The 23,878-nt window shown below is 73.4% G+C and carries 25 protein-coding genes; 22 read left to right on the top strand and 3 right to left on the bottom strand.

Going from position 1 to position 23,878, the window contains the following annotated elements:
- Positions 1–10: 10 nt before the first annotated feature.
- The 7 genes from E0W78_RS01750 (at position 11) to hemB (ending at position 7,618) form a co-directional block, all read left to right on the top strand.
- Positions 11–1,564, top strand: a complete 1,554-nt coding sequence (locus E0W78_RS01750; protein ID WP_131402116.1) for a class I adenylate-forming enzyme family protein — start codon at positions 11–13, stop codon at positions 1,562–1,564.
- Positions 1,561–1,800 (top strand): glutaredoxin family protein, encoded by a 240-nt coding sequence (locus E0W78_RS01755; RefSeq protein ID WP_242686179.1) that lies wholly within the window; start codon positions 1,561–1,563, stop codon positions 1,798–1,800. The genes E0W78_RS01750 and E0W78_RS01755 overlap by 4 nt, the downstream gene beginning before the upstream one ends.
- Before the next feature lie 131 nt (positions 1,801–1,931).
- Complete coding sequence (locus E0W78_RS01760) at positions 1,932–2,624, top strand: redox-sensing transcriptional repressor Rex (RefSeq protein WP_131402117.1); 693 nt, start codon at positions 1,932–1,934, stop codon at positions 2,622–2,624.
- A gap of 123 nt (positions 2,625–2,747) precedes the next feature.
- A complete protein-coding gene (locus tag E0W78_RS01765; protein ID WP_131402118.1) occupies positions 2,748–4,064 on the top strand; it encodes a glutamyl-tRNA reductase in 1,317 nt (438 codons plus the stop codon).
- On the top strand, positions 4,061–4,981 hold the full coding sequence (hemC, locus tag E0W78_RS01770) for a hydroxymethylbilane synthase (protein WP_131402119.1): 921 nt from the start codon (positions 4,061–4,063) through the stop codon (positions 4,979–4,981). The genes E0W78_RS01765 and hemC overlap by 4 nt, the downstream gene beginning before the upstream one ends.
- A gap of 38 nt (positions 4,982–5,019) precedes the next feature.
- Positions 5,020–6,633: a uroporphyrinogen-III synthase gene (locus tag E0W78_RS01775; protein ID WP_207392586.1), complete on the top strand. Its 1,614-nt coding sequence runs from the start codon at positions 5,020–5,022 to the stop codon at positions 6,631–6,633.
- A 1-nt stretch (position 6,634) separates the two neighbouring features.
- Entirely contained in the window at positions 6,635–7,618 is a 984-nt protein-coding gene (hemB, locus tag E0W78_RS01780) for a porphobilinogen synthase (RefSeq protein WP_131402120.1), read from the top strand.
- A gap of 57 nt (positions 7,619–7,675) precedes the next feature.
- On the opposite strand, the gene E0W78_RS01785 is transcribed toward hemB, so the two are convergent.
- Positions 7,676–8,911 (bottom strand): lytic transglycosylase domain-containing protein, encoded by a 1,236-nt coding sequence (locus E0W78_RS01785; RefSeq protein ID WP_131402121.1) that lies wholly within the window; start codon positions 8,909–8,911, stop codon positions 7,676–7,678.
- Between the two features lie 159 nt (positions 8,912–9,070).
- Between E0W78_RS01785 and hemL the strand changes: the two genes are divergently transcribed.
- The 11 genes from hemL (at position 9,071) to E0W78_RS01840 (ending at position 19,417) form a co-directional block, all read left to right on the top strand.
- Positions 9,071–10,387 carry a glutamate-1-semialdehyde 2,1-aminomutase gene (gene hemL / locus E0W78_RS01790; protein ID WP_131402122.1) on the top strand — a complete coding sequence of 439 codons (1,317 nt, stop codon included), beginning with the start codon at positions 9,071–9,073 and terminating at the stop codon, positions 10,385–10,387.
- Between the two features lie 4 nt (positions 10,388–10,391).
- On the top strand, positions 10,392–11,042 hold the full coding sequence (locus E0W78_RS01795; RefSeq protein WP_131402123.1) for a histidine phosphatase family protein: 651 nt from the start codon (positions 10,392–10,394) through the stop codon (positions 11,040–11,042).
- A 13-nt stretch (positions 11,043–11,055) separates the two neighbouring features.
- Complete coding sequence (locus E0W78_RS01800) at positions 11,056–11,640, top strand: TlpA disulfide reductase family protein (protein WP_131402124.1); 585 nt, start codon at positions 11,056–11,058, stop codon at positions 11,638–11,640.
- Complete coding sequence (locus E0W78_RS01805) at positions 11,637–12,389, top strand: cytochrome c biogenesis protein CcdA (RefSeq protein ID WP_019143739.1); 753 nt, start codon at positions 11,637–11,639, stop codon at positions 12,387–12,389. The genes E0W78_RS01800 and E0W78_RS01805 overlap by 4 nt, the downstream gene beginning before the upstream one ends.
- Before the next feature lie 76 nt (positions 12,390–12,465).
- Positions 12,466–14,049, top strand: a complete 1,584-nt coding sequence (locus tag E0W78_RS01810) for a cytochrome c biogenesis protein ResB (protein ID WP_131402125.1) — start codon at positions 12,466–12,468, stop codon at positions 14,047–14,049.
- A 76-nt stretch (positions 14,050–14,125) separates the two neighbouring features.
- The gene (gene ccsB, locus E0W78_RS01815) at positions 14,126–15,067 is read left to right on the top strand and encodes a c-type cytochrome biogenesis protein CcsB (protein ID WP_131402126.1); all 942 of its coding nucleotides are present in this window, start codon (positions 14,126–14,128) and stop codon (positions 15,065–15,067) included.
- Positions 15,068–15,201: 134 nt separating this feature from the next.
- Positions 15,202–15,483, top strand: coding sequence for a hypothetical protein (locus E0W78_RS01820; protein WP_131402127.1), 282 nt, complete (start codon positions 15,202–15,204; stop codon positions 15,481–15,483).
- Between the two features lie 60 nt (positions 15,484–15,543).
- Positions 15,544–16,593, top strand: a complete 1,050-nt coding sequence (locus E0W78_RS01825) for a YdcF family protein (protein WP_131402128.1) — start codon at positions 15,544–15,546, stop codon at positions 16,591–16,593.
- Positions 16,594–16,737: 144 nt separating this feature from the next.
- On the top strand, positions 16,738–17,409 hold the full coding sequence (locus tag E0W78_RS01830; protein ID WP_131402129.1) for a hypothetical protein: 672 nt from the start codon (positions 16,738–16,740) through the stop codon (positions 17,407–17,409).
- A 50-nt stretch (positions 17,410–17,459) separates the two neighbouring features.
- The gene (locus tag E0W78_RS01835; RefSeq protein WP_131402130.1) at positions 17,460–18,362 is read left to right on the top strand and encodes an ABC transporter ATP-binding protein; all 903 of its coding nucleotides are present in this window, start codon (positions 17,460–17,462) and stop codon (positions 18,360–18,362) included.
- Positions 18,359–19,417, top strand: a complete 1,059-nt coding sequence (locus E0W78_RS01840; protein WP_207392573.1) for an ABC transporter permease — start codon at positions 18,359–18,361, stop codon at positions 19,415–19,417. The genes E0W78_RS01835 and E0W78_RS01840 overlap by 4 nt, the downstream gene beginning before the upstream one ends.
- Positions 19,418–19,552: 135 nt before the next feature.
- Here the strand turns inward: E0W78_RS01840 and E0W78_RS01845 are convergent, their stop codons facing one another.
- On the bottom strand, positions 19,553–19,816 hold the full coding sequence (locus E0W78_RS01845) for a PLD nuclease N-terminal domain-containing protein (RefSeq protein WP_131402131.1): 264 nt from the start codon (positions 19,814–19,816) through the stop codon (positions 19,553–19,555).
- Positions 19,817–19,855: 39 nt separating this feature from the next.
- Between E0W78_RS01845 and E0W78_RS01850 the strand changes: the two genes are divergently transcribed.
- The 3 genes from E0W78_RS01850 to E0W78_RS01860 are packed head-to-tail and all read left to right on the top strand — an operon-like array spanning position 19,856 to position 21,826.
- Positions 19,856–20,122, top strand: a complete 267-nt coding sequence (locus E0W78_RS01850; protein WP_131402132.1) for a DUF4229 domain-containing protein — start codon at positions 19,856–19,858, stop codon at positions 20,120–20,122.
- On the top strand, positions 20,103–21,191 hold the full coding sequence (locus tag E0W78_RS01855; RefSeq protein WP_131402133.1) for a PLP-dependent cysteine synthase family protein: 1,089 nt from the start codon (positions 20,103–20,105) through the stop codon (positions 21,189–21,191). The genes E0W78_RS01850 and E0W78_RS01855 overlap by 20 nt, the downstream gene beginning before the upstream one ends.
- Positions 21,191–21,826, top strand: a complete 636-nt coding sequence (locus tag E0W78_RS01860; protein WP_131402134.1) for a YitT family protein — start codon at positions 21,191–21,193, stop codon at positions 21,824–21,826. The genes E0W78_RS01855 and E0W78_RS01860 overlap by 1 nt, the downstream gene beginning before the upstream one ends.
- Here the strand turns inward: E0W78_RS01860 and E0W78_RS01865 are convergent, their stop codons facing one another.
- Positions 21,827–22,702, bottom strand: coding sequence for a 1,4-dihydroxy-2-naphthoate polyprenyltransferase (locus E0W78_RS01865; RefSeq protein ID WP_131402135.1), 876 nt, complete (start codon positions 22,700–22,702; stop codon positions 21,827–21,829).
- 76 nt (positions 22,703–22,778) lie between these two features.
- On the opposite strand from E0W78_RS01865, the gene E0W78_RS01870 reads away from it, so the two are divergent.
- Complete coding sequence (locus E0W78_RS01870; protein ID WP_131402136.1) at positions 22,779–23,825, top strand: AMP-binding protein; 1,047 nt, start codon at positions 22,779–22,781, stop codon at positions 23,823–23,825.
- Positions 23,826–23,878 lie beyond the last annotated feature (53 nt).

Consider the following 23,878-nt stretch of genomic DNA (forward strand, 5'->3'; position numbering starts at 1 on the left):
CACTGACGGCGTGCCCGTGAACGTCAGCGACCACCTCCGGCAGGCCTCCCGCGCCTGGCCCGACGACGTCGCGATGGTGCACGCGGACGCCCGGCTCACCTGGTCCGGCCTCGACGCGCTCGTCGACGAGGTGGCCCGTGGGCTCGGCGCCCGGGGGCTCGTCGCCGGACAGCGCGTCGCCCTCGCGATGACCAACCGGATCGAGCTGGTCGCCGCCTACCTGGCCGTCCTGCGCGTGGGCATGGTGGCCGTGCCGCTGTCGCCGCGCGCCGAGGCCGGTGCGCTGCACCGGGCGCTGGCCGAGTCGGCCGCCTCGCTCGTGGTCGCCGACGACACGTCCGTGCGCACCGTCCGCGACGCGCTCTCCCGCGACCAGGAGCTCGAGCGCGAGTGCGGTCTCGTGGTCGTCGGGGCCCGGGCCAAGCGCGGCGAGACGTCGTGGGACGCCCTGCGCACCGTCGACGGGCCCGCCCCGGTGGCGCCGCGCGACCCCGAGATGCTCGCGGTCCTGCTCGCGACCGGGGGCAGCACCGGACGTCCGCGGGCGGCGATGCTGCCGCACCGCGCGCTCGTGGCCAACGTCGAGCAGGTCGCCGCGCTCGAGCCGGCCGTCATGGCCCACGACGACACCTGCCTGGTGGTCCTGCCGCTGTTCCACGTCTACGCCCTCAACGCCGTGCTCGGCCAGGCCCTGCGCCAGGGCACGCGGTGCGTGCTCGTCGACCCCGCGGACGCCGCCGGCGCGCTGGCGGCCGTCCGCGAGCACGCGGTCACGCTGCTGCCGCTGTCCCCGCGACTCGTCGCCGACTGGGCCGTGCGGCCCGGACTGCGCGAGTCGCTGGCCACCGTCCGCACCGTCATGTGCGGCGGCGCCCTGCTCGACCCGGAGGTGGCCGAGGAGTTCGTCCGCGCGAGCGGCCACCCGGTGGGGCTGGGCTACGGGCTGACCGAGGCCGCACCGGTGCTCACCGCCACGACCGGCGCGGAGCCCGAGGTGCCGCGTCCCGGTGACGCCGGCCCCGCGCTGCCGGGAGTCGACCTGCGCGTCGTCGACGTGACCGGCCAGGACGCCGGCCCGGACGACCCGGGCGAGGTCCACGTCCGCGGCGCCAACCTGTTCGTGGGCTACTGGCCCGACGCCGTCGACGGCCCGGACGCCGACGGCTGGTTCCGCACCGGCGACGTCGGGATGCTCGACGCCGACGGCCGGCTCACGGTGCTGGACCGCGTGCGCGAGGTCGTCATGGTCTCGGGCTTCAGCGTCTACCCGGTCGAGGTGGAGACGGTCGCGGCCGAGGTCGAGGGCGTCGCCCACGCCGCCGTCGTCGGCGTGCCCGACCCGCGCACGACCGAGGCGGTCGTCGTCTTCGTCGTCCCCGAGGCGGGCACCCGCGAGGGCCTGGCCGAGCGGGTGGCGGACCACTGCGCGCAGAACCTCGCGCGCTTCAAGCACCCGGCGCGCGTCCTGGTCGTCGACGAGCTGCCCACCGGCCCGGACGGCAAGGTGCTGAAGGCGCGCCTGCGCAGCCGGGCCCGGCGCGAGACCGGGGAGGACGCCTCGTGACCGCCCGCGTGCTCATGTACGGCAAGCCCGGCTGCCACCTGTGCGAGCTGGCCGAGGAGACGATCGCCGCGGTCTGCGCCGAGACCGGCGACGGGTACGAGGTGGTCGACATCACCGGTGACGCTCGCCTCATGGCCGAGCACGGCGAGCACGTGCCCGTGACCTTCGTGGACGGCCGCCAGCACGACTTCTGGCGTGTCGACCCCGCCCGCCTGCAGGCCGCCCTGCGTGCCTGAGTAGGCTGATCGGCGGGATCCGTCAATTTTGTTCCCGCGTTCACAAGCTCTTAAACTGGACCACGGCACACCGCCGGTCCGACCCGGACGAACCCCGGGCCGCCCCCTTGACCAGGCGGAGCAGGAGCAGCGTGACAGTCTTGAGAACCCCCCGCGGAGGTGCGTCCGACCGCGGCGTCCCCGACGCGACGGTCGCTCGGCTCCCGCTGTACCTGCGTGCCCTCACCGAGCTCTCCGACCAGGGCGTCGCCACCTGCTCGTCGCAGGACCTCTCGCTGGCCGCCGGGGTCAACCCGGCCAAGCTGCGCAAGGACCTGTCGTACCTGGGCTCCTACGGCACCCGCGGCGTCGGCTACGAGGTCGAGTACCTGCGCTACCAGATCGCCCGTGAGATCGGCCAGACCCAGGAGTGGGCCGTCGTGCTGGTCGGCGTCGGCAACCTGGGCCAGGCGCTGTCGAACTACCAGGGCTTCACGCCGCGCGGCATCCACGTCGCGGCGCTGGTGGACGCCGACCCGGCCCGCGTGGGCACCACGGTCGCGGGCCTGACGGTCAGCGCGATGGCCGACCTGCCGGCGGTCGTCGCCGAGCGCGGCATCTCCATCGGCATCATCGCCACCCCGGCCGAGGCCGCGCAGGCCGTCGCCGACGCGCTCGTCGCCGCCGGCGTCACGAGCATCCTCAACTTCGCGCCGGTCGTGCTCGACGTCCCCGAGGGCGTCGACGTGCGCAAGGTCGACCTGTCGATCGAGCTGCAGATCCTGGCGTACCACGAGCAGCGCAAGGCCGGCTCGACCCTCGACGTGCTGGAGGTCAACGTATGAGCGAGCGAGTGACTGGCTTCGTCCTGGGCACGGAGGTCCGCCGATGAGCGAGCGCAGCGAGCGAACGATGGGCGCCGTCATCGGTGGACGTCCGTACCGTGCGATCTTCACGGAGGTCTGCCGATGAGCGTCCTGGTCGTCGGGCTGTCCCACAAGACGGCGCCGATCGAGCTGCTGGAGCGGGTCTCGCTGGACTCGGAGTCCGTGGTCAAGCTCTCGCACCGCGCGCTGGAGACGCCGTACGTCTCCGAGGCCGCGGTCATCTCGACCTGCAACCGGGTCGAGGTCTACGTCGAGGCCGAGCGCTTCCACGGTGCCGTCGAGGAGGTCTCGACGCTGCTGGCCGAGCACGCCGGCCTCGACCGTGACGCCTTCGTGCGGCACGCGTACGTCCACTACGACGACGCCGCCGTGGCCCACCTGTTCGAGGTGGCCGCCGGGCTGGACTCGATGATCATCGGCGAGAGCCAGATCCTGGGCCAGGTGCGCGACGCGCTGCAGCTGGGCCAGGACGAGTCCACCGTCGGCTCGGCGCTCAACACGCTGTTCCAGCAGGCCCTGCGCATCGGCAAGCGCGGTCACGCCGAGACCGGCATCGACCTGCTCGGCCCCTCGATCGTCACCGCGTCGCTGGACGCCGCCGGCCCGGTCGTCCACGACCCCGAGACCCGCTTCCTGGTCATCGGCGCCGGCACCATGTCGAGCCTGGCGGTCAAGACGCTCGTCGAGACCGGCGTCAGCAACGCCCGCATCATGGTCGCCAACCGCACGTACCAGCGCGCCTACGAGCTGGTCGAGACGTACGGCGTGGGCGCCGTGCGCTGGGGCTCGCTCGACAACGAGCTGCACCACGCCGACGTGGTCATCACCTGCACCGGCGCCAGCGGCCTGGTGCTCGACCGCGAGCGCATCGAGCGCGCCCAGCACGACGGACGTCCGATGACGCTCATCGACATGGCGCTGCCGCGCGACGTCGACGCCGCGGTCGCCGCGATGGAGGGCGTCACGCTCGTCGACATCGCGCTGCTGGCCGAGCGCGGCTCCGACACCGCCGCGGCCCAGGACATCACCGCCGTGCGGTCGATCGTCGACGCCGAGGTCGAGGCCTTCCTGGCCGCCAAGGCGGCCGCGCGCGTGACGCCGACGGTGGTCGCGCTGCGCACGATGGCCACCGAGATCGTGAGCGCCGAGATGGACCGCTTCGCGCGCCGCAGCGACGTCAGCGACGAGGTGCTGGCCGAGGTGCGGCACACCGTCAACCGGGTCGCCGACAAGATCCTGCACGCGCCCACCGTCCGGGTGCAGCAGCTCGTCGACGGCGACGGCGGCCTGACCTACGCCGACGCGCTGGCCGACCTGTTCGCGCTCGACCCCGCGGCGATCGCCGCGGTGACCAAGCGCTCGGGCGACAAGTCCGACAAGGCGGGTGAGGGCGCATGACGACCCTGCGCATGGGCACCCGTGCGAGCCGTCTCGCCCTGGCCCAGTCCGGTGCCTTCGCGGCCCGGCTGACCGAGGTGACCGGTGTCGACGTCGAGGTCGTCCCCGTCTCCACCGAGGGCGACCGCACGCGCACGCCCCTGGTCGAGGCCGGTGGCGCGGGCGTCTTCGTCGCCGAGCTCCGCGAGGTGCTCGCCTCCGGCGCGGTCGACTTCGCCGTGCACTCGCTCAAGGACATCCCGACCTACCCCGACGAGCGCCTGACGCTGGCGGCCATCCCCGAGCGCGAGGACGTCCGCGACGTCGTCGTCGCCCGCGACGGCCTCACGCTCGGCGAGCTGCCGGCCGGCTCCCGCGTCGGCACCGGCGCGCCGCGCCGCGTCGCGCAGCTGTCCGCGCTCGGCCTGGGCATCGAGCTCGTCGGCGTGCGCGGCAACGTCGACACCCGCATCGCCAAGGTGACCAACGGCGACCTGGACGCGGTCGTCCTCGCCCGGGCCGGGCTGCTGCGCCTGGGCCGCGAGGACGAGGCGACCGAGGTGCTCGACCCCATCCAGGTGCTCCCCGCCCCCGGGCAGGGTGCGCTCGCGGTCGAGTGCCGTGTCGACGACCTGACCACGGCAGGGCTGCTCGGGCAGCTCGACCACGCCGACACCCGCGCGGCCGTGACCGCCGAGCGCCGCCTGCTGGCGGAGCTCGAGGCCGGCTGCAGCGCTCCCGTGGGCGCACTCGCCGAGGTGGTCTCCGGCGACGACGGCGAGGAGCTGTGGCTCCGGGCCGTCGTCGGGGACCTCACCGGAACCCGATCCATCCGCATGTCCACGACGGGGTCGCTCGCCGACGCCGCCGCGGTCGGGGAGCGGCTCGCTGCCGAGCTGCTCGCCGAAGGTGCCGCCACGCTCGTGGCCGCCTCCTGAGACCGGCAGACCAGGAAGAGAAGACTGTGACTAGCACCATCGCCACGCCCGAGCCCGCGGTGCCGACCGCCGCTCCCGCCTCGCGTCCTGCTCCGCAGGGCCAGGTGAGCTTCGTCGGTGCCGGCCCCGGCGACGTCAGCCTGCTGACGGTCCGTGCGGCCGAGCTGCTCGAGGCCGCCGAGGTCGTGATCATCGAGGCGCCCGAGCAGGCCGCCCTGGTGACCAACGGCGCCGAGGTCGTCGAGGGCGGCACCACCGCCGACGGTGCCCCGATGCCGCACGCGGCCCGGGCCAAGCTCGTCGTCAAGCACGCCAAGACCGGCGCGCGCGTCGTCCGGCTGCTGACCGGTGACCCGTTCACGTACGGCACCGGGCCGGAGGAGGCCGCGGCCTGCGCCAAGGCCGGCATCCCGTTCGAGGTCGTCCCCGGCGTCTCCTCGGCCACGGCCGTCCCGACGTACGCGGGCGTCCCGCTGACGACCAAGTCCCAGCGCGGCGTGGCCGTCGTGGACGTCGCCGACAACGCGATCGACCTCAGCGCCCACCAGGGTGCCGACACGGTCGTGCTGCTCGACGCGCTCGGCCGCCTCGGCGAGGTCTCGGCGGCCCTCATCGAGTCCGGCCGCCCGGCGACCACCCCGGTCGCGGTGACGTGCGTGGGCACCACGACCGAGCAGTCGACCGTCGTCTCGACGCTGGCCGACGTCGCCACCGACGCCAAGGCCGTCACCGGCCCGGCCGTCGTCGTGGTCGGCGAGGTCGTCGAGATGCGCGAGGTGCTGTCCTGGTTCGAGACCAAGCCGCTGTACGGCTGGCGCATCCTGGTGCCCCGCACCAAGGAGCAGGCCGCGGGCCTGTCCAGCCGCCTGCGGATGTACGGCGCGGTCTCCGAGGAGGTCCCGACCATCTCGGTCGAGCCGCCGCGCAACCCGCAGCAGGTCGACAAGGCCATCCGTGGCCTGGTCGAGGGCCGCTACGAGTGGGTCGCGTTCACGAGCGTCAACGCGGTCAAGGCCGTCCGTGAGAAGTTCGACGAGTACGGCCTGGACGCCCGCTCGTTCTCGGGCCTGAAGATCGCCGCGGTCGGCGACAAGACCGCCCAGGCGATCGCCGAGTGGGGCATCCGCCCGGACCTCATCCCCAGCGGCGAGCAGTCGGCCGCCGGCCTGCTCGAGGACTGGCCGCCGTACGACGAGATGCTCGACCCGATCAACCGGGTCTTCCTGCCGCGCGCCGACATCGCCACCGAGACGCTCGTCGCGGGCCTGGTCGAGCTCGGCTGGGAGGTCGACGACGTCACGGCCTACCGCACGGTGCGCGCCTCGCCGCCGCCGGCGCCGACCCGTGAGGCGATCAAGACCGGCAAGTTCGACGCGGTGATGTTCACGTCGTCCTCGACCGTGCGCAACCTCGTCGGCATCGCCGGCAAGCCGCACACGTCGACGATCATCGCGTGCATCGGCCCGGCCACGGCGAAGACCGCCGAGGAGCACGGCCTGCGCGTCGACGTCGTCGCCGAGTCGCCCTCGGTCGAGGTGCTGGCCGACGCGCTGGCCACCTTCGGCGCCGAGCGCCGCGAGGCCCAGGTCGCCGCGGGCGAGCCGGTCACCAAGCCGTCGTACCGTCGTCCGTCGTCGCGCCGCAAGGCCTGACGTGAGCGACTGGGAGCCGCCCGTCGTCCGTCCGCGTCGCCTGCGCCAGTCGCCGGCGATGCGGCGGCTCGTGCGCGAGACGTACCTGCAGCCCGGCCAGCTCCTGCTGCCGATGTTCGTGGCGGAGGGGCTGTCCGAGCCGCGTCCGATCGCGAGCATGCCGGGCGTCGTCCAGCACACCCGTGAGTCGGCCAAGGCGGTCTACGCCGAGGCGGCCGAGCTCGGGCTCGGCGGCGTCATGCTGTTCGGCGTCCCCGAGCACAAGGACGCCGAGGGCTCCGGCGCGCTGGACCCGCAGGGCATCCTCAACGTCGCGATCGCCGACGCGCGGGCCGAGGTCGGCGACGACCTGCTGGTCATGAGCGACCTGTGCCTGGACGAGTTCACCGACCACGGCCACTGCGGCGTGCTGGACGCGAAGGGCCGCGTCGACAACGACGCCACGGTCGAGATCTACGCCCGCATGGGCGTGGTCCAGGCCGAGTCCGGTGCCCACGTGGTGGCGCCCAGCGGCATGATGGACGGCCAGGTCGGTGCCATCCGCTCGGCTCTCGACGGTGCCGGACACGACGAGACCGTGGTCATGGCCTACGCGGCGAAGTACGCCTCGGCGTTCTACGGACCGTTCCGCGAGGCCGTCGACTCCTCGCTCACCGGCGACCGCAAGACCTACCAGCAGGATCCGGCGAACGCCCGTGAGGCGCTGCGCGAGACCCTGCTCGACGTCGCCGAGGGCGCCGACATCGTCATGGTGAAGCCGGCGCTGTCGTACCTGGACCTGATCGCCGACGTGCGGGCGGCCGTCGACCTGCCCGTCGCGGCCTACAACGTGTCGGGCGAGATGGCCATGGTCGAGGCGGCCGCGCAGAACGGCTGGATCGACCGGGAGCGGACGATCGACGAGGTGCTGCTGTCGATGCGCCGGGCCGGCTCGGACATCATCCTCACCTACTGGGCGGCCGAGGTCGCGCGACGCCTGCGCTGACCCGGCTCCACGACGAAGGGCACCTCCCGCCGGGAGGTGCCCTTCGTCGTGCGCGGCTCAGCTGAGCAGCGAGGTGATGCAGCGGGTGAGGGCCCGCAGGTCGAGCTCGGTGAGGCCCTGCGCGAGGCACTTCACCTTCGCCTCGGCCCAGGTGAGCGTGTTCTCGACGACGTCCTCGACCACCTCGAGCGGCCGCGGCGCCCGGCCGTCGCCGTCGGTGCCGGGGTTGGTGCCGAGCAGCGGGTCGGTCACGCCGTCGACCAGGTCGGTCAGGCCGGGGCCGGGCTCGCTCTTGCTGTCGGGCTTGGCGGGCTTGCTGGTGCCCGGCTTCGGGGTGGTGCCCGGCTGCGAGGTGGACGGGGCGCTCGGGTCGCTCGTGCGGCCGGGCGTGGAGCCGCGGTCCGAGCGCGACGGGCGCTTGCCCTGCTCGGCACGACGGGCCTCGCGACGCTGCGCGTCGGTGAGCGTCTGGTCCTGCGAGCGCGACGTCAGCGTGCTGCCGGGGCCGACGCCGTTCGGAGCCGCGGTGTACTCACCGGCCGCGTAGCGCTCGGCGATGCGCAGGACCAGGTCGACGTAGGAGTCAGAGGCGTTGTAGCGCTTGACCGCCGCCGCGGCGCCGGGTCGGGTGGACAGGTCGTCGGAGCCGGCGCACAGGTAGACGCCGGCGGACGTGGCCGCGTCGTCGATGTCCTGCGGGTCGGCCTTGTCGTCGCCGTCGGCGTCGACCGCCACCAGCTCCCACGTGGACGGGATGAACTGCATCGGGCCGACCGCACGGTCCCAGACCGCGTCGTCGTCGAGCTTGCCGCCGTCGGTGTCGCGGATCTCGGCCGTGCCGTCGCGCCCGGTGAGCGGGACGCCGAGGATGCCGGGCCGGGAGACGCCGTCGTCGCCGAGCGTGTTGGCGCCCGAGCGGCCGTGGTCGGACTCGACGCGGCCGATGGCGGCCACGAGCGTCCAGTCGAGCCGGCAGGAGGGATCGGCCTTGTCGAGCAGCGACTCGGCGCGGCGGTAGGCGGTGAGGGCGGCGTTGGGGATGCCGGCCGAGGAGAGGGTGGACAGCGTGCCCTCCGCACCGGCGCGCGGGTCGACGCCACCGGGGGTCGCCTGCACGGTGGCGGGCTGGTCGAGCGCCGACGTGGGCACCTCGGGCAGCTCCTGTGCGGCCGGCGGGTCGGACGCCCGGGCCAGGTCGCCGGCGGTCAACGAGACGCCCCAGGCGCTGACCAGCAGCACGGCCGGCACGATCGCCGCCGTGCGCTGCCATCGGGGCAGGTGGTGAATGTTCACAGCTCCCTCTCCGCACGCGCCCCCCGCGCGTGCCGACCCACGGACGGGACGTGGGCCACGTCACACAGACTCGCAAACGACAACGAGCCGGGCAACTCGAGGTTACGCGCCAGTACGGCCGTGGTGGGACCGTCACCGCCCGTTTGGGACAATGGCCGGGTGAGCCCGCAGCAAGCATCAGCCGACCTGTTCGCCCGCGCCCGCGCCGTCTCGCCGGGTGGTGTCAACTCCCCGGTGCGCGCCTTCCGCGCCGTCGGTGGGCAGCCGCGCTTCATGGCGTCGGCCCGCGGCCCCTACCTGACCGACGTCGACGGCAACGAGTACGTCGACCTCGTCGCTTCGTGGGGACCCATGCTCCTGGGCCACGCCCACCCCGAGGTCATCGCGGCCGTGGCGGACGCCGCCGGCCGCGGCACCTCGTTCGGCACGCCGAGCGAGCCCGAGGTGCTGCTCGCCGAGGAGATCGTCGGACGCACGCCCGTGGAGATGGTGCGCCTGGTCAGCTCCGGCACCGAGGCCACGATGTCGGCCATCCGCCTCGCCCGTGGCTTCACCGGTCGTGACGTCGTCGTGAAGTTCGCCGGCTGCTACCACGGCCACGTCGACTCGCTGCTCGCCGAGGCCGGCTCGGGCCTGGCCACGTTCGCCGTGCCGGGCACGCCGGGCGTCCCCGCCGTGGTCACGGCCGACACCCTCGTGCTGCCCTACAACGACCGCGAGGCAGTGAGCGCCGCGTTCGCCGAGCACGGCGACCGCATCGCGTGCGTCATCACCGAGGCCGCGGCCGGCAACATGGGCGCCGTCCCGCCGCTGCCCGGCTTCAACCAGTTCCTGTCCGAGACCTGCCGGGCGCACGGCGCGCTGTTCATCAGCGACGAGGTCATGACCGGCTTCCGGGTCAGCCGCAGCGGCCAGTGGGGCCGCGACGGCGCCGTCGAGGGCTGGGCGCCGGACCTGCTGACGTTCGGCAAGGTCATGGGCGGCGGCTTCCCGGCCGCGGCCTTCGGCGGCCGCCGCGACGTCATGGAGCAGCTGTCGCCGACCGGCCCGGTCTACCAGGCCGGCACGCTGTCGGGGAACCCCGTCGCGGCCACCGCGGGCCTGACGACCCTCCGCCTGGCCACCGACGAGGTCTACGCCCACGTCGACGCCACCGCCGAGCGGCTCAAGACGCTGGTGTCGGACGCGCTCACCGCCGAGGGGGTCGCGCACCACGTCCAGGGCGCGGGCAACCTGTTCAGCGTCTTCTGGGGCGTCACCGGGCAGGTCGACGACTACGCCGGCGCCCAGGCGCAGGAGGGCTGGCGCTACCGCGCGTTCTTCCACGCGATGCTCGACGCCGGCGTGCACCTGCCGCCCAGCGCGTTCGAGGCCTGGTTCCTCTCGGCGGCCCACGACGAGGAGGCGGTCTCTAGGATTGCCGAGGCGCTGCCGGTCGCGGCCCGCGCCGCCGCCCGAGCCACCCCGGAGGACTGAGCCCATGAGCGAGCGCACGATCGTGCACCTGATGCGTCACGGCGAGGTCCACAACCCGCAGGGCGTCCTCTACGGACGCCTGCCGGAGTACTTCCTCTCCGAGCTCGGCCACCAGATGGCCGCCGCGGCCGCGGACTTCCTGTCCAAGAACGAGATCGTCCACCTGGTCGCGTCGCCGCTGGAGCGGGCGCAGCAGACCGCCGAGCCGCTGTCGAAGCTGCTCGAGGTGTCGATCACGACCGACGAGCGGGTCATCGAGGCCGACAACAAGTTCGAGGGACGCACGGTCGGCGTCGGTCCCAAGGCGTTCATGAGCCCGCGCAACTGGCCGCTGCTGCGCAACCCGTTCACGCCGTCGTGGGGCGAGCCGTACGTCGAGATCGAGGCCCGCATGCGCGCCGCGATCGCCGACGCCCGTGAGGCCGCGCGCGGCCACGAGGCGGTCATCGTGTCCCACCAGCTGCCGGTCTGGATCTCGCGCCTGTCGTACGAGCAGCGCCGCTTCGCCCACGACCCGCGCAACCGCCAGTGCTCGCTGGCCAGCCTGACCAGCCTGACCTTCGACGGCGACGACTACGTCGGCTTCACCTACGCCGAGCCGGCCGGGCACCTGCTGCCCGAGGCGCTCAAGGGCAAGTTCGTGGGCGGGGCGTGACGGCGCCGCTCCCATGAACGTCCTTCCTCGACGCGCCCGCGGCGTCCTCGCCGTGGCGCTGTGCTCCCTCGTCCTGTCCGCCTGCGGCGGCTCCGACGGCACCGACGGCACCCGCGGCGGCTACATCTCCGGCGACGGCAGCTACGTCGTCGTCGACGCACCCGACCGCAAGGACGCCCCCGAGCTGGAGGGCGAGGACCTCGAGGGCGAGCCGCTCTCGCTCGAGCAGTTCGCCGGCAAGGTCGTCGTCGTGAACGTCTGGGGCTCGTGGTGCCCGCCGTGCCGGGCGGAGGAGCCGATCCTCAGCGCCGTCGCCCGGGAGCTGGCCGACGACGACGTGCAGTTCGTCGGCATCGCCACCCGTGACGTCGCCGGCGCGCGCGCCTTCGAGCGGGCCCGCGAGGTGCCGTACCCGAGCTTCGCCGACGACGCCGGCACGTACGCCGTCCAGTTCGCCGACAGCCTGCCCACCATGGCCACGCCCACGACCTGGATCATCGACGCCGACGGCAAGGTCGCCGTGCGCTACCTCGGCCCGTTCACCAGCGAGTCGACCCTGCGCGGGCTGATCGAGGACGTCCAGGGGTCGCGGTCGTGATCACCGGCATCGGCGAGACCGTCGTGGACGGCTCGCTCGTCCTCGCCGTGCCGCTGGCCGTCGTCGCCGGCCTGCTCTCCTTCTTCTCCCCGTGCGTGGTTCCGCTGCTGCCGGGCTACCTGTCGTACGTCTCGGGCATGGCGGTCACCGAGCTGGACGGCCCGCGCCGCTCGCGGCTCGTGCTCGGCGCCGTGCTGTTCGTGCTCGGCTTCAGCGCCGTGTTCGTCTCGCTGGGGACGCTGTTCGGCGCCGTGGGCCAGGAGCTCAAGGACTACCAGCGACCGATCAGCGTCGTCATGGGCATCGTGGTGATCGTGCTCGGCCTGGCCTTCATGGGCGGCGTCTCGTGGCTGCAGCGCGACGTGCGCGTGCACACCGTCCCCGCGGTCGGCGTCGCGGTGGCGCCGCTGCTCGGCGTGCTGTTCGGCCTCGGCTGGACCCCCTGCATCGGCCCGACGCTGAGCGCCGTGCTGGGCCTGGCGGTGAGCGCGGACGACGCGTCCGCCGGCCGAGGCGCGCTGCTGGCGTTCGTCTACTGCCTGGGGCTGGGCATCCCGTTCGTCCTCGCGGCGGTCGCGTTCTCGCGCTTCACCCGGGCCCTGCGCTGGTTCAAGCGTCACCAGCGCCTCGTCGGCCTGGTCGGTGGCGCGCTGCTCGTCGTCATGGGCGTGCTGCTCGTGAGCGGGCTGTGGGACGGGCTGGTCGACGAGATGCGCGGCTGGATCGGCGGAACGGAGCTTCCCCTGTGAGCGAGCGGAGCGAGCGAACCATGACGGCATCCACGGGCGTGCGTCCGTACCGTGCGATCTTCACGGAGGCACGCCTGTGAGCGAGAAGACGAAGAAGAGCAAGGGCACGAGCCTGGCGCCGGAGCTGGGCTGGCGCGAGATGCTGCGGTGGCTGTGGCGGCAGGTGACGTCCATGCGGACGGCGCTGTTCCTGCTGCTGCTGCTGGCGATCGCGGCCGTGCCCGGCTCGCTGATCCCGCAGCGCGGCGTGGACGCCCAGGCCGTGCAGTCGTACTTCGCGCGCAACCCCACGCTGGCCCCGGTGCTGGACGACCTGGGCTTCTTCAGCGTCTACACGTCGCCGTGGTTCAGCGCGATCTACCTGCTGCTCATGGTCTCGCTCGTGGGCTGCATCATCCCGCGCGCCATCCTCTACGCGAAGGCGCTGCGCGCGCGTCCGCCGCGGGCCCCGCGCAACCTGCTGCGCCTGCCGGTGTCGGAGTCGCTGGAGACCGACGCGTCCCCCGAGGACGTCGTCGTGGCCGCCCGCACGGCGCTGCGCGGCCACCGCGTCGACGTGGTCACCCACGACGACGGCACCACGGAGGTGCGGGCCGAGAAGGGCTACCTGCGCGAGGCGGGCAACCTGGTCTTCCACGTGAGCCTGGTGGTGGTGCTCGTGGGCGTCGCCGCCGGCGCGCTGCTCGGCTACCGCGGCTCGGCCGTCGTCGTCGAGGGCACCGGCTTCTCCAACAGCCTGACCCAGTACGACGAGTTCTCCTCCGGTGCGTGGTTCGAGCCCGACGACCTGCCGCCGTTCTCGCTGCAGATGGACGACGTCGAGGCCCGCTTCCAGACCACCGGCGAGCAGCGCGGCGCGCCCCGGCTGTTCCGGGCGAAGGGCAGCTACACCGCGCCCGACGGCGACACCGGCGACTTCGACATCCAGGTCAACCACCCGCTCAGCGTCGACGGCACGGACGTCTTCCTGGTGGGTCAGGGCTACGCGCCCGTCGTCAAGGTGACCGACCCCGAGGGCAACGTCGCGTTCGACGGCCCGGTGCCGTTCCTGCCCGAGGACCCGACGTACACGTCCAGCGGCGTCGTCAAGGTGCCCGACGCGCAGCCCTACCAGATCGGTTTCCAGGGCTTCTTCCTGCCGACCGCGGTCACCACCGGCGACGACGAGGCGTCCGTCTCGGTCTTCCCGGCGGCGGCCAACCCGATCCTCGGCCTGTTCGCCTGGACCGGCGACCTCGGCCTGGACGACGGCGTCCCGCAGTCGGTCTACGTGCTGGACAAGGACGGCATGGAGCAGGTCAAGAACGAGGACGGCAGCAACTTCCGCATCTCGCTGAGCCCGGGCCAGGAGCAGGAGCTGCCCGACGGCACGACCATCCAGTTCGTCGAGCTGCGTCAGTTCGCCCGGCTCCAGATCGCGGCGTCCCCGGGCAAGGTCGTGCCCCTGGTCGGCGTGAGCGTCGGCGTTCTCGGCCTCATCCTGTCGCTGGCGATCAAGCCCCGGCGCACGTGGATTCGGGCCCGCCGCGACGGCTCACGTACGATCGTGGAGGTCGCCGCTCTCGACCGCGTGCCGCGCGGAGACGTCACCGGTGACCTGGACGACCTCCTCGAGCGTCTCGCGCTCGAGGCCCCGAAGGAGAAGGCAGAGCGCGCATGAGCGAGCGAAGCGAGCTCACTACCGAGCTTGTCACGGGCGGTCGTCCGTACCGTGGCTTTTTGATGGAGGAGCGGCCGTGAGCCTCGAGCAGTACGCCCAGTTCTCGAACTACGCGATCGCCTCGGCGACCGTCGTCCTGGGCCTGGCGTTCCTGGCCTACCTCGTCCAGTGGGCCGTCGCCCGCAAGGTCGCGGCCGAGCCCGTGCTGGTCGCCGCCGGTGGCGCCGACACCGCCGTCGAGTCGCCCTCGGAGGAGACCGAGACGCGCTTCACGATGGCCGGCAGCATCGGCTACTCGCTGACGTCCCTCGCCGCCCTCGTGCTGCTCGCCGGCCTGGTGACCCGCGGCCTGGCGGCCGAGCGCGTCCCGTGGGGCAACATGTACGAGTTCGGCTGCGCCGCCGTCATGTGCGCGCTGATCGCCTACCTCGCGCTGGTCAAGGTCTGGGACATCGACTGGGTCGGCAGCATCATCACCGGCATCGGCACGGTCGTGCTCGGCGCCTCGATGCTCGTGTACGTCCCGGCCGGTCCGCTCGTGCCCGCGCTGCACTCCTACTGGCTCGTCATGCACGTGCTCGCCGCGATGATCGCCGGCGCCGCGTTCGTCATCGGTGCCGCCGCGTCGGCGCTGTTCCTGGTCAAGTCGCGGGCCGAGAAGCGCACCCCGGAGGAGGCCCGCACGGGCATGCTCTGGCGGATGCCGTCGGCCGCGCGGATGGACCAGCTCGCCTACCGGGTCAACGCCTTCGCCTTCCCGGTGTGGACGTTCGCGGCGTTGATCTCGGGCCCGATCTGGGCGCAGTACGCCTGGGGCCGCTACTGGGGCTGGGACCCCAAGGAGGTCTGGGCGTTCATCACGTGGGTGGTCTACGCCGGCTACCTGCACGCTCGCGCGACCGCGGGCTGGAAGGGCAAGGCCGCGGCCATCCTGTGCCTGGTCGGCTTCGCCACGTTCGTGTTCAACTTCGTCGGCGTCAACCTGTTCGTCCCCGGCCTGCACTCCTACGCCAAGTAGCCCGCGCCGGGTCCTCACCTCTCGAGGGTCGTCGCCTTCACGCTGAGTGTGACGTCTCGGGGGTGGATCGACCGGATCCGGCCCCGGAACGTCACACTCAGCGGGAGCCGTCGCCGTACCCAGGAGGTGAGCCGGTGTTCTCGGGAGAGTACGGCTGGCCGACCCTGGCCGGTCTCCTGTTCGGCCGGCTGCTCGACCGTGGCGGCCGGCGCGACACCCCGTACCAGGCCTACGCCGCGGCGTGGCGCGTCGCCGAGCGCGAGGAGTGCTGGGACGAGGCGATCCTGCGGCAGGAGCTCAAGGACGGCAACGTCCCCGGAGCGTACGACGCCGACGACCGACCCGAGCTGCGCGTCTACCTCGAGCGCTGGCGGGCGCGGGTGCACCTGCGCGAGGTCCCGCGCCGCGAGCGCTGACCGTCCCCTTCGTGGCCCGAGAAGCGCCCGTCCCCGTCCGGCTTGGCTAGGGTCGGGCGCGTGAGCGGCACGCTGCAGGTCCTGGGTCAGGTGCTGGGAGCCGTCATCAGCGTCGCGGTCGTCGCCGGGCTGCTCGTGTGGTCGCTGCGGCGCGACCCGCGCTCGTTGCGCAACGGGTTCCTGCTGCTCCTGACGGTGCACTACGTGCTCGGCCTCCTCGCGGTGCTGGTCGCCACGTCGTCCGCGCTGGAGTGGGCCGCCGACGTGGTCGGGCTGGTGGTGCTCGCGGTCGTGGGCCTCGGGCTGATGCTGCTGCCGTTCCTACTCCTGGTCGACGGGGTGCTGATGGTGCGGCGGGAGCGTCGCACGCTCGGCAACGCGCTGTCGCTGCTCGTCGGGCTCGCGCTGCTGGCGCTGCCCGTCGTGCTGGTGCTCCTGCTGCGTCACGAGAACCCGGTCACCGGCTCGGTGGCCGTGGGCCTGCTCACCGCCCAGGCATGCATGAGCCTGCTGTTTCTCGTCTTCGCCGTGCACACGGCCCTCTACGCCCGCGTGGCCCGCCGCGCTCCCGCACGCGCGGTCATCGTGCTCGGCTCCGGTCTCGTCCGGGGCGCGGTGCCGCCGCTGCTCGCCGGACGCCTGCGCCGCGCAGTCGCCGCGGCCCGGGACCGGAGCGGACGGGACGGCGTCCCCGTGCTCGTGCCCTCGGGTGGACGCGGTGCCGACGAGCCGGTCGCGGAGGGCGTGGCGATGGCCGCCTGGCTCGGCGAGCACGGGGTCCGTGCCGAGGACGTCCTGGTCGAGGACCGCGCGCGGACGACGCGGGAGAACCTGCTGCTCAGCGTCGCGCTGCTCGAGCGTCACGGCGTGCGCCCGCCCTACCTCGTGGTCACGAACGACTATCACGCGCCGCGAGCGGCGATGCTCGCGCGACGGCTGGGCATCGACGCGCAGGCCGTCGGTGCGCCGACCGCGCTGTACTACTGGCCCAGCGCCTACCTGCGGGAGTTCGTCGCGGTGATGCGTGAGCAGCGGGCGCTGCTGGCCGTGTCCGGACTGGCGGTGGTGACCATGGCGACGCTGACCTGGCTGTCGCTGACCGCCCGCTGAACCGGCACGTGGGTGAGCGTGACGTCTCGGCGGGTGGATCGGTGGATCTCGGCCCCGAAACGTCACACTCAGCGAGAGCTGAACGTCTAGGCTCGCGGCGTGGTGGACCCCCCCGGACCCCACGCCGCACCGACAAGGACGTCCATGAGCGAGCCCGAGACCCCCAGCACCACCACGCCGTCGCCGGACGAGTGGGCGTACCGCTACGACCGCCTGATCGGCGCCATCCTGCTCTGCACCCTCGCGATCATCGCGACCGTGATCGTGACCGGCGTCGTCGTCGTCCAGCGGGTGGACGACGCCGCGGCGGCTCAGGACGGGTGGAGCGCCGACGAGGTCGAGCTCGCGATCGGGCGGGCGGAGAGCGCCGCCGACGACGCGAGCTCGGTGGTCACCGACCTGGAGGCTCGGCTGGAGGAGGAGCGCGAGCGGGAGTCCCGGGTCACCGAGCCCCCGGCCGCGGCCACCGCTCTCATGCCGGTCCGTGTGACGTCGCAGCGGGCCGACCTCGGCGAGGCCGTGAACCTCGGCGACGTGCGGATCGCCTCCGGCTGGGAGCTGCGGACGGTCAGGCCGGCCACGGAGATGACGGACGCGTCCATGCAGCTGGAGAACATCCGGGTGTCGATCACCAGGGCCAGGAGCGCGCTCAGCTCGGTCAGCTTCGAGCTCCGCGACGCCGACGGGCGGGCCGTCGGCACCGGCTGGTGCTACGCGCCGCCCGAGGCCGACACCCAGCCCGAGGTGTGGTGCCAGCCGTTCGCGGTGACCGGCAAGCCGGTCGTCGCGAAGGTGGGCGGCGTGATCCGCTCGTAGGGCGCCGGACCCGTCCCGGGCCATCGGGGCTCACCGCTAGGGTGCGGCGCATGGGACTGGGCATCGAGGTCGCCGGCCTCACGATGACGTACGGCGACCTGCGCGCCGTCGACGACGTCAGCTTCAGCGTGCGGCCGGGGGAGTTCTTCGGCCTGCTGGGGCCGAACGGCGCGGGCAAGACGACGACGCTGGAGATGATGGAGGGCCTGCGGGTGCCCGGTTCCGGCAGCGTCCGCATCGGCGACCTGGATCCGCGCCGCCGCGACACCGACCTGCAGCGGGTCATCGGGGTCCAGCTGCAGGCCTCGTCGTTCTTCGAGCGGCTCACGGTGCGCGAGCAGATCGACACCTTCGCCGCGCTGTACGGCGTCCCCGCCGGCCGCGGCCTGGCCCTGCTGGAGCAGGTCGGCCTGGTCGAAAAGGCCGACGTGCGCACCGAGGACCTGTCCGGCGGCCAGAAGCAGCGGCTGTCGATCGCCTGCGCCCTCGTGCACGACCCCGAGGTCGTCTTCCTGGACGAGCCCACGGCCGCCCTCGACCCGCAGGCTCGGCGCAACCTGTGGGACGTGCTGCGCGGGCTGAACGAGTCCGGCCGCACCGTCGTGCTGACCACGCACTACATGGACGAGGCCGAGGCGCTGTGCGACCGGGTCGCGATCATGGACGCCGGCCGGGTGCTGCGGCTCGACACGCCCGCCGCGCTCGTCCGCGACCTCGACGCACCGGTGCGCATCAGCCTGGCGCCGGGGACGCTCGACCGGGACGCCGCCGTCGCCCTCGTGGGGGCGGACGCCGTGCGCGAGTCGCCGGCCGGGCTGGAGTTGACGACGCGTGATCCCGCCCGCGTGCTGGCCGCCCTCGCCGAGCGCGATGCCCTGGCCGGCCTCGCGGTGCGCGGGGCGAGCCTCGAGGACGTCTTCCTGTCGCTGACCGGACGGGAGTACCGCTCGTGACCGCCTTCCGCAGCCTCGCCCTGGCCATGGCGCGCGGGTTCCTGCGCGACCGCATGGCCGTGTTCTTCTCGCTCGTCTTCCCGCTCATGTTCCTGGTGCTGTTCGGCGGCCTGCTGGGCGGCGACGACGCCCCGCGTCCCGAGGTCGTCCAGGTCGGCGCGGTGCCGCTGCTCGACGACGTGTCCGACCAGGAGCGCGACGTCGTGGAGTCGTCGCTGGAGCTGCGCAAGGCCGGCGACCTGGACGTGGCGCTCGAGGACGTCCGCCAGGGCGACGCCGCGGCCGCGGTCGTGCAGGACGGCGACCGGGTCGTCGTCTACTTCTCGCAGGCCGACACGATCGTGGCCGGCACCGTGCAGGGCCTGTTCCAGTCGATCGTGCAGTCCGCCAACGTCCAGGCCACGGGACGCCCGCCGGCCTACGAGCTCGCGACCGAGCGGGTCGAGGACGAGTCGCTGGAGACCATCCAGTTCGTGACGCCGGGCCTGCTCGGCTGGGCCGTGGCCATGAGCGCCACGTTCGGCGCCGCGACCAACCTCGTCGTGTGGCGGCACAACGGGCTGCTGCGCCGGCTGCGGCTCGCGCCCGTGCGGACGTCCTCGGTGGTGCTGGCCCGGGTCGTGGTCAGCCTGCTCGTGGCCGCGGTGCAGGCGGCGGTGTTCGTCGGGCTGGGCGTCACCGCGTTCGGGCTGCAGCTGACCGGCAGCTGGTGGCTGGTCGTGCCGCTCCTGCTCGCCGGAACGCTCGCGTTCCTGTCCGTCGGCCTGCTGGCCGGGTCGGTCGCGCGCACGGAGGAGGGCGCGGTCGGCATGGCCAACTTCGTGGTGCTGCCGATGGCGTTCCTGTCCGGCTCGTTCTTCTCGCTCGAGGCGGCGCCGGCGTGGGTGCGGGGCATCGCCGAGGTGCTGCCGCTCAAGTGGCTGAACGAGGGGATGCTCGACGTCATGGTGCGCGGCCAGGGCGTCTCGGCCGTGCTGCTGCCCGTGGCCATGCTGCTCGCGTTCGCGGGCGTCCTGACCGCGGTGGCGTCCCGTCTCTTCCGCTGGGACCGCTAGCCCGGAGGCCCACCCGGCCTCGGTGCCACCGCGATGTGTGTCACCGCGAACGGGGTCGGCCGCGATCGGACGTCCGGGGCGTCACACATCGCGCCGGAGGGCGGCTCGGGTGACCCGTCCTCGGGGAGGAGGGGCTCAGAGGCCGCGGAGGTAGTCCGGGTCGTCGTCGGGGCCGAGGGGGCGCGGACGACGCGGGCCGGGGCCGCGCGACGCGGGTCCCTGACGGCGCGAGCCGAGGAACAGCCAGGCGACCGGGCCGACGATCGGCAGGATCAGCACCGTCACGATCCACAGCGGCTTGGGCAGCACCCGCACGTCCTGGCGCGGTGTGGCGATGACGTCGAACAACGAGTACACCGCGAGTGCCACCGCGACGACGGCGATGAGTGCCTTGCCCATGGGGCCAGCGTACGGGGCCGGGGAAGTAGGCTCGGGGGCGTGAGCGCGTTCTGGAAGTACACCCTCGCCCGGCTCGGGCTGTTCGTGGCCTGCTTCGCGGTCTTCTTCGTCGTCCTGTCGCTGTTCTTCAAGACCGACGAGACCCTCGTGCTGCTCGCGGCCCTGGGCGGCCTGCTCACCTCGGCGCTGCTCTCGTTCTTCGTCCTGCGCGGACTGCGCGACGACCTCGCCCGTCAGGTCTCCGACCGCGCGGCGAACATGAGCCGTCGCATCGAGGAGTCGCGGCGTGCCGAAGACGTCGACTGACGCGCGGGCCTGGATCGACGAGGCGGTCCGTCGCGTCGAGGCCGACGCCAACCGCAGCGCCGACACCCACCTGCACGCCTTCGAGCTGCCGGTCGACGGCGTCCACCTGTACCTGAAGGACGAGTCGGTGCACCCCACCGGCAGCCTCAAGCACCGCCTGGCGCGCTCGCTGTTCCTCTACGCGCTGTGCAACGGCTGGATCGGCCCGGGCACCACGGTCGTCGAGGCGTCGAGCGGCTCGACCGCCGTGTCGGAGGCGTACTTCGCCCGGCTGCTCGGCCTGCCGTTCGTCGCGGTCATGCCGCGCACCACGAGCGCCGAGAAGGTCGCGCTCATCGAGTGGTACGGCGGACGCTGCCACTTCGTCGACGAGGCCGGCGAGGTCTACGCCGAGGCGGCGCGGGTCGCGCGTGAGTGCGACGGGCACTACATGGACCAGTTCACGTTCGCCGAGCGCGCGACCGACTGGCGCGGCAACAACAACATCGCCGAGTCGATCTACGAGCAGATGGCCGCCGAGCCCCACCCCGTCCCGGCGTGGGTCGTGGTGAGCGCCGGCACCGGCGGCACGTCGGCCACCATCGGCCGCTTCGTCCGGTACCGCCGGCTGCCCACGCGGCTGCTGGTCGCCGACCCGGACGGCTCGGCGTTCTACGACGGCTGGGAGCAGGACTCCTCCGACGTCGTCACCGGGTGCCGTCCGCGCATCGAGGGCATCGGACGTCCGCGGGTCGAGCCGTCGTTCGTCGGCGGGGTCGTCGACGACATGCTGCGCGTGCCCGACGCCGCCTCGATCGCGGCCATGCGCTGGGCGTCGCGGCGGCTCGGCCGCCCGGTCGGCGGCTCGACCGGCACCAACCTGTGGGCCGCGCTGACCGTGGTCGAGCGCATGCGCGCCGCGGGCGAGCAGGGCAGCGTCGTGACGCTGCTGTGCGACGGCGGCGAGCGCTACGCCCACACCTACTACGACGACGGGTGGCTGGCCGAGCACGACCTCGACCCCACCCCCTACGCCGCCGTGCTCGACGAGCTCGACCGCACCGGCGTCTTCTCTCCCCAAGGAGCCTGATGACCAGCACCACCCCGCCGCCGAGTGCAGTCCACACGGCGGCGCCGCACACGCGCGTCGAGGACGCCCTGGCGCTGCTCATCGGCACGTTCGTCGTGTCGCTGGGCCTGCACCTGCTGCGCTCGGCCGAGCTGGTCACCGGCGGCACGGCCGGCCTGTCGCTGCTGATCGACCAGGTCGTGCCGATCCCGTTCGCGTGGCTGTTCCTGCTCGTGAACGTCCCGTTCTTCCTGCTCGGCGGGATCCTCAAGGGCTGGGCGTTCGCGGCGAAGACCGTCCTGGGCGTCGGCCTGGTGTCGGCATTCTCGGCGCTGCACCCGCACGCCCTTCCCGACCTGCACCCCGGCAGCGCGCTCTACGCGGCCGTCGCGGGCAACCTGCTGTGCGGCATCGGCATGCTCATCCTGTTCCGCCACGGATCGAGCCTGGGCGGCTTCAACGTCATGGCCCTGCTGGCCCAGGAGCGGCTCGGGCTCAACGCCGGCTACGTACAGATGTGCCTGGACGTCGCGGTCGTGCTCGGCGCCTTCGCCGTGGCGTCGCCGACGCTGGTGCTGTGCTCGGCGGTCGGCGCGGTCGTGATGAACATCGTCATCGCGCTCAACCACCGGCCGGGGCGCTACCTCGGGATGTAGCTAGAGCGCGCCGAGCGCGAGCCCGCCACCCAGTCCGATCGCGTAGAGCAGCTCGGCCTGGCCGGTCACCGCGAGGGCGGGGACGAGCGCGGGGCCGGTGGCGCCGCCGAGCACGACCCGCGCCGCCTTCACCAGGGGCAGCAGGCCGACGACGCCGAGCAGCGCCCACGGCGTCGAGGACGCGGCCCACACCAGGCAGGCGGCGGCGACCAGCGCCAGCACCACGAAGAACCGGCGGGTGCCCGCGTCGCCCAGCACGACGGCGAGCGTCCGCTTGCCGCTGACCGTGTCGGTGGGGATGTCGCGCAGGTTGTTCGCGACCAGGATGTTGCAGGCCAGCGCGCCGATGCCGACGGCGCCCGCCCACGCGGCGGAGGGGATGGTCTCGGCCTGCGCGTACGTGGTGCCGGTGACCGCGACCAGCCCGAAGAACACGAAGACGCTGATCTCGCCCATCGCCTTGTAGCCGTAGGGGCTCGGGCCGCCGGTGTACGTCCACGCGGCGACCAGCGCGGCGACGCCCACGAGCAGGAACCACCAGGTCGTCGTGGCCGCGAGCACGAGGCCGAAGACGGCGCCCACGCCCAGCGACAGCAGCGCGGCGCGCTTCACGGCGGCGGCCGAGGCGCTGCCCGAGCCCACCAGGCGCAGCGGGCCCACGCGGTCGGCGTCGGTGCCCTTGATGCCGTCGGAGTAGTCGTTGGCGTAGTTGACGCCCACCTGCAGCGCGAGCGAGAGGCCCAGCGCGAGCAGCGCCTTCCACCACACGAACCCGTCCACGAGGACGGCCGCCCCGGTGCCGACGAGCACGGGCGCGACGGCGGCGGGGAGGGTGCGCGGGCGGGCACCCTGGATCCACAGGCTGAGGGAGGTCACGAGGGGTCAGTCTGCCCGACGGTCCGGACACCACGTCGGGCGGCGCGTCCGCGAGGGCGGTGCCACGATGGGACCGATGAGCCCGCACGACGTCGACGCCCCCGCCTCCCTGACCCCCGTCTCCGGGCCGCCCCGCGCGGTCGAGGCCCTGCTGCGCACGTGGGGGCCGGACGCCGGCCCGCTGGTCGTGCGCACGTCCGGCAGCACCGGCACGCCCAAGGACGTCCTGCTGTCGCACGCGGCGATGACCGCGTCGGCGACCGCGACCCACGAGCGGCTCGGCGGGCCGGGGCAGTGGCTGCTCGCGCTGCCACCCACCGGCGTCGCCGGGCTGCAGGTGCTGTTCCGCTCGATCCTGTCCGGCACGTCCGCGGTGGTGGCCGACGAGCACCTGTCGCTGTCGGCCGCGATCGAGGCCATGGACGGCGAGCGCCGCTACGCCTCGCTCGTGCCCACCCAGCTCTACCGCCTGGTCGAGGCCGGTGACGTCGGCGTGCTGACCGGCCTGGACGCGCTGCTGGTCGGGGGCGCGGCGGTGAGCCCGCGGCTCGTCGACCACGTGCGCGACGCCGGCGTCAACGTCGTGCGCACCTACGGCATGAGCGAGACCTGCGGCGGCTGCGTCTACGACGGGGAGCCGCTGGACGGCGTCCGCGTCGACGTCGGCGAGGACGGGCGCGTCCGGCTCGCGGGGCCGGTGCTCATGGACGGCTACGCCGACGCCGAGGCCACCGCGGAGGTGCTGCGCGACGGCTGGTTCGACACCCGCGACCTCGGCGAGCTCACCCACGACGGACGCCTGCGGGTGCTCGGCCGCATGGACGACGTGGTGGTGAGCGGCGGCGTGAACGTCCCGCTGCCGGCCGTGACCAGCGTGCTGCGCGACCTCGACGGCGTCGACGAGGTCGAGCTGGTCGGCGTCCCCGACGCCGAGTGGGGCGAGAAGGTCGTGGCCTGCCTGGTCGGAGACGTCAGGCTGCCGGCGATGCGCGACGCGGTCGAGGCCGCCGGGCTGCCGCGCGCCTGGGCCCCGCGCTCGGTGCTGCGGCTCGACGCGGTGCCGCTGCTGCCCGGCGGCAAGGTCGACCGGATGCGCCTGCGCGAGCTCGCCTCGGGCGCCTGAGCCTCACCCCGGCCCGGTGTCCACCGAGAAGTGGACGCAGAAGCACCACGCCT

The sequence above is a fragment of the Aeromicrobium sp. IC_218 genome (genome assembly GCF_004336805.1).
Classification (GTDB): domain Bacteria; phylum Actinomycetota; class Actinomycetes; order Propionibacteriales; family Nocardioidaceae; genus Aeromicrobium.

Coding starts and splice junctions, on each gene's coding strand:
- E0W78_RS01765 (WP_131402118.1), top strand. CDS start 2,748: ATGAGCGTCCTGGTCGTCGGGCTGTCCCACAAGACGGCGCCGATCGAG.
- hemC (WP_131402119.1), top strand. CDS start 4,061: ATGACGACCCTGCGCATGGGCACCCGTGCGAGCCGTCTCGCCCTGGCC.
- E0W78_RS01795 (WP_131402123.1), top strand. CDS start 10,392: ATGAGCGAGCGCACGATCGTGCACCTGATGCGTCACGGCGAGGTCCAC.
- E0W78_RS01800 (WP_131402124.1), top strand. CDS start 11,056: ATGAACGTCCTTCCTCGACGCGCCCGCGGCGTCCTCGCCGTGGCGCTG.
- E0W78_RS01830 (WP_131402129.1), top strand. CDS start 16,738: ATGAGCGAGCCCGAGACCCCCAGCACCACCACGCCGTCGCCGGACGAG.
- E0W78_RS01835 (WP_131402130.1), top strand. CDS start 17,460: ATGGGACTGGGCATCGAGGTCGCCGGCCTCACGATGACGTACGGCGAC.
- E0W78_RS01845 (WP_131402131.1), bottom strand. CDS start 19,816: ATGGGCAAGGCACTCATCGCCGTCGTCGCGGTGGCACTCGCGGTGTAC.
- E0W78_RS01860 (WP_131402134.1), top strand. CDS start 21,191: ATGACCAGCACCACCCCGCCGCCGAGTGCAGTCCACACGGCGGCGCCG.
- E0W78_RS01870 (WP_131402136.1), top strand. CDS start 22,779: ATGAGCCCGCACGACGTCGACGCCCCCGCCTCCCTGACCCCCGTCTCC.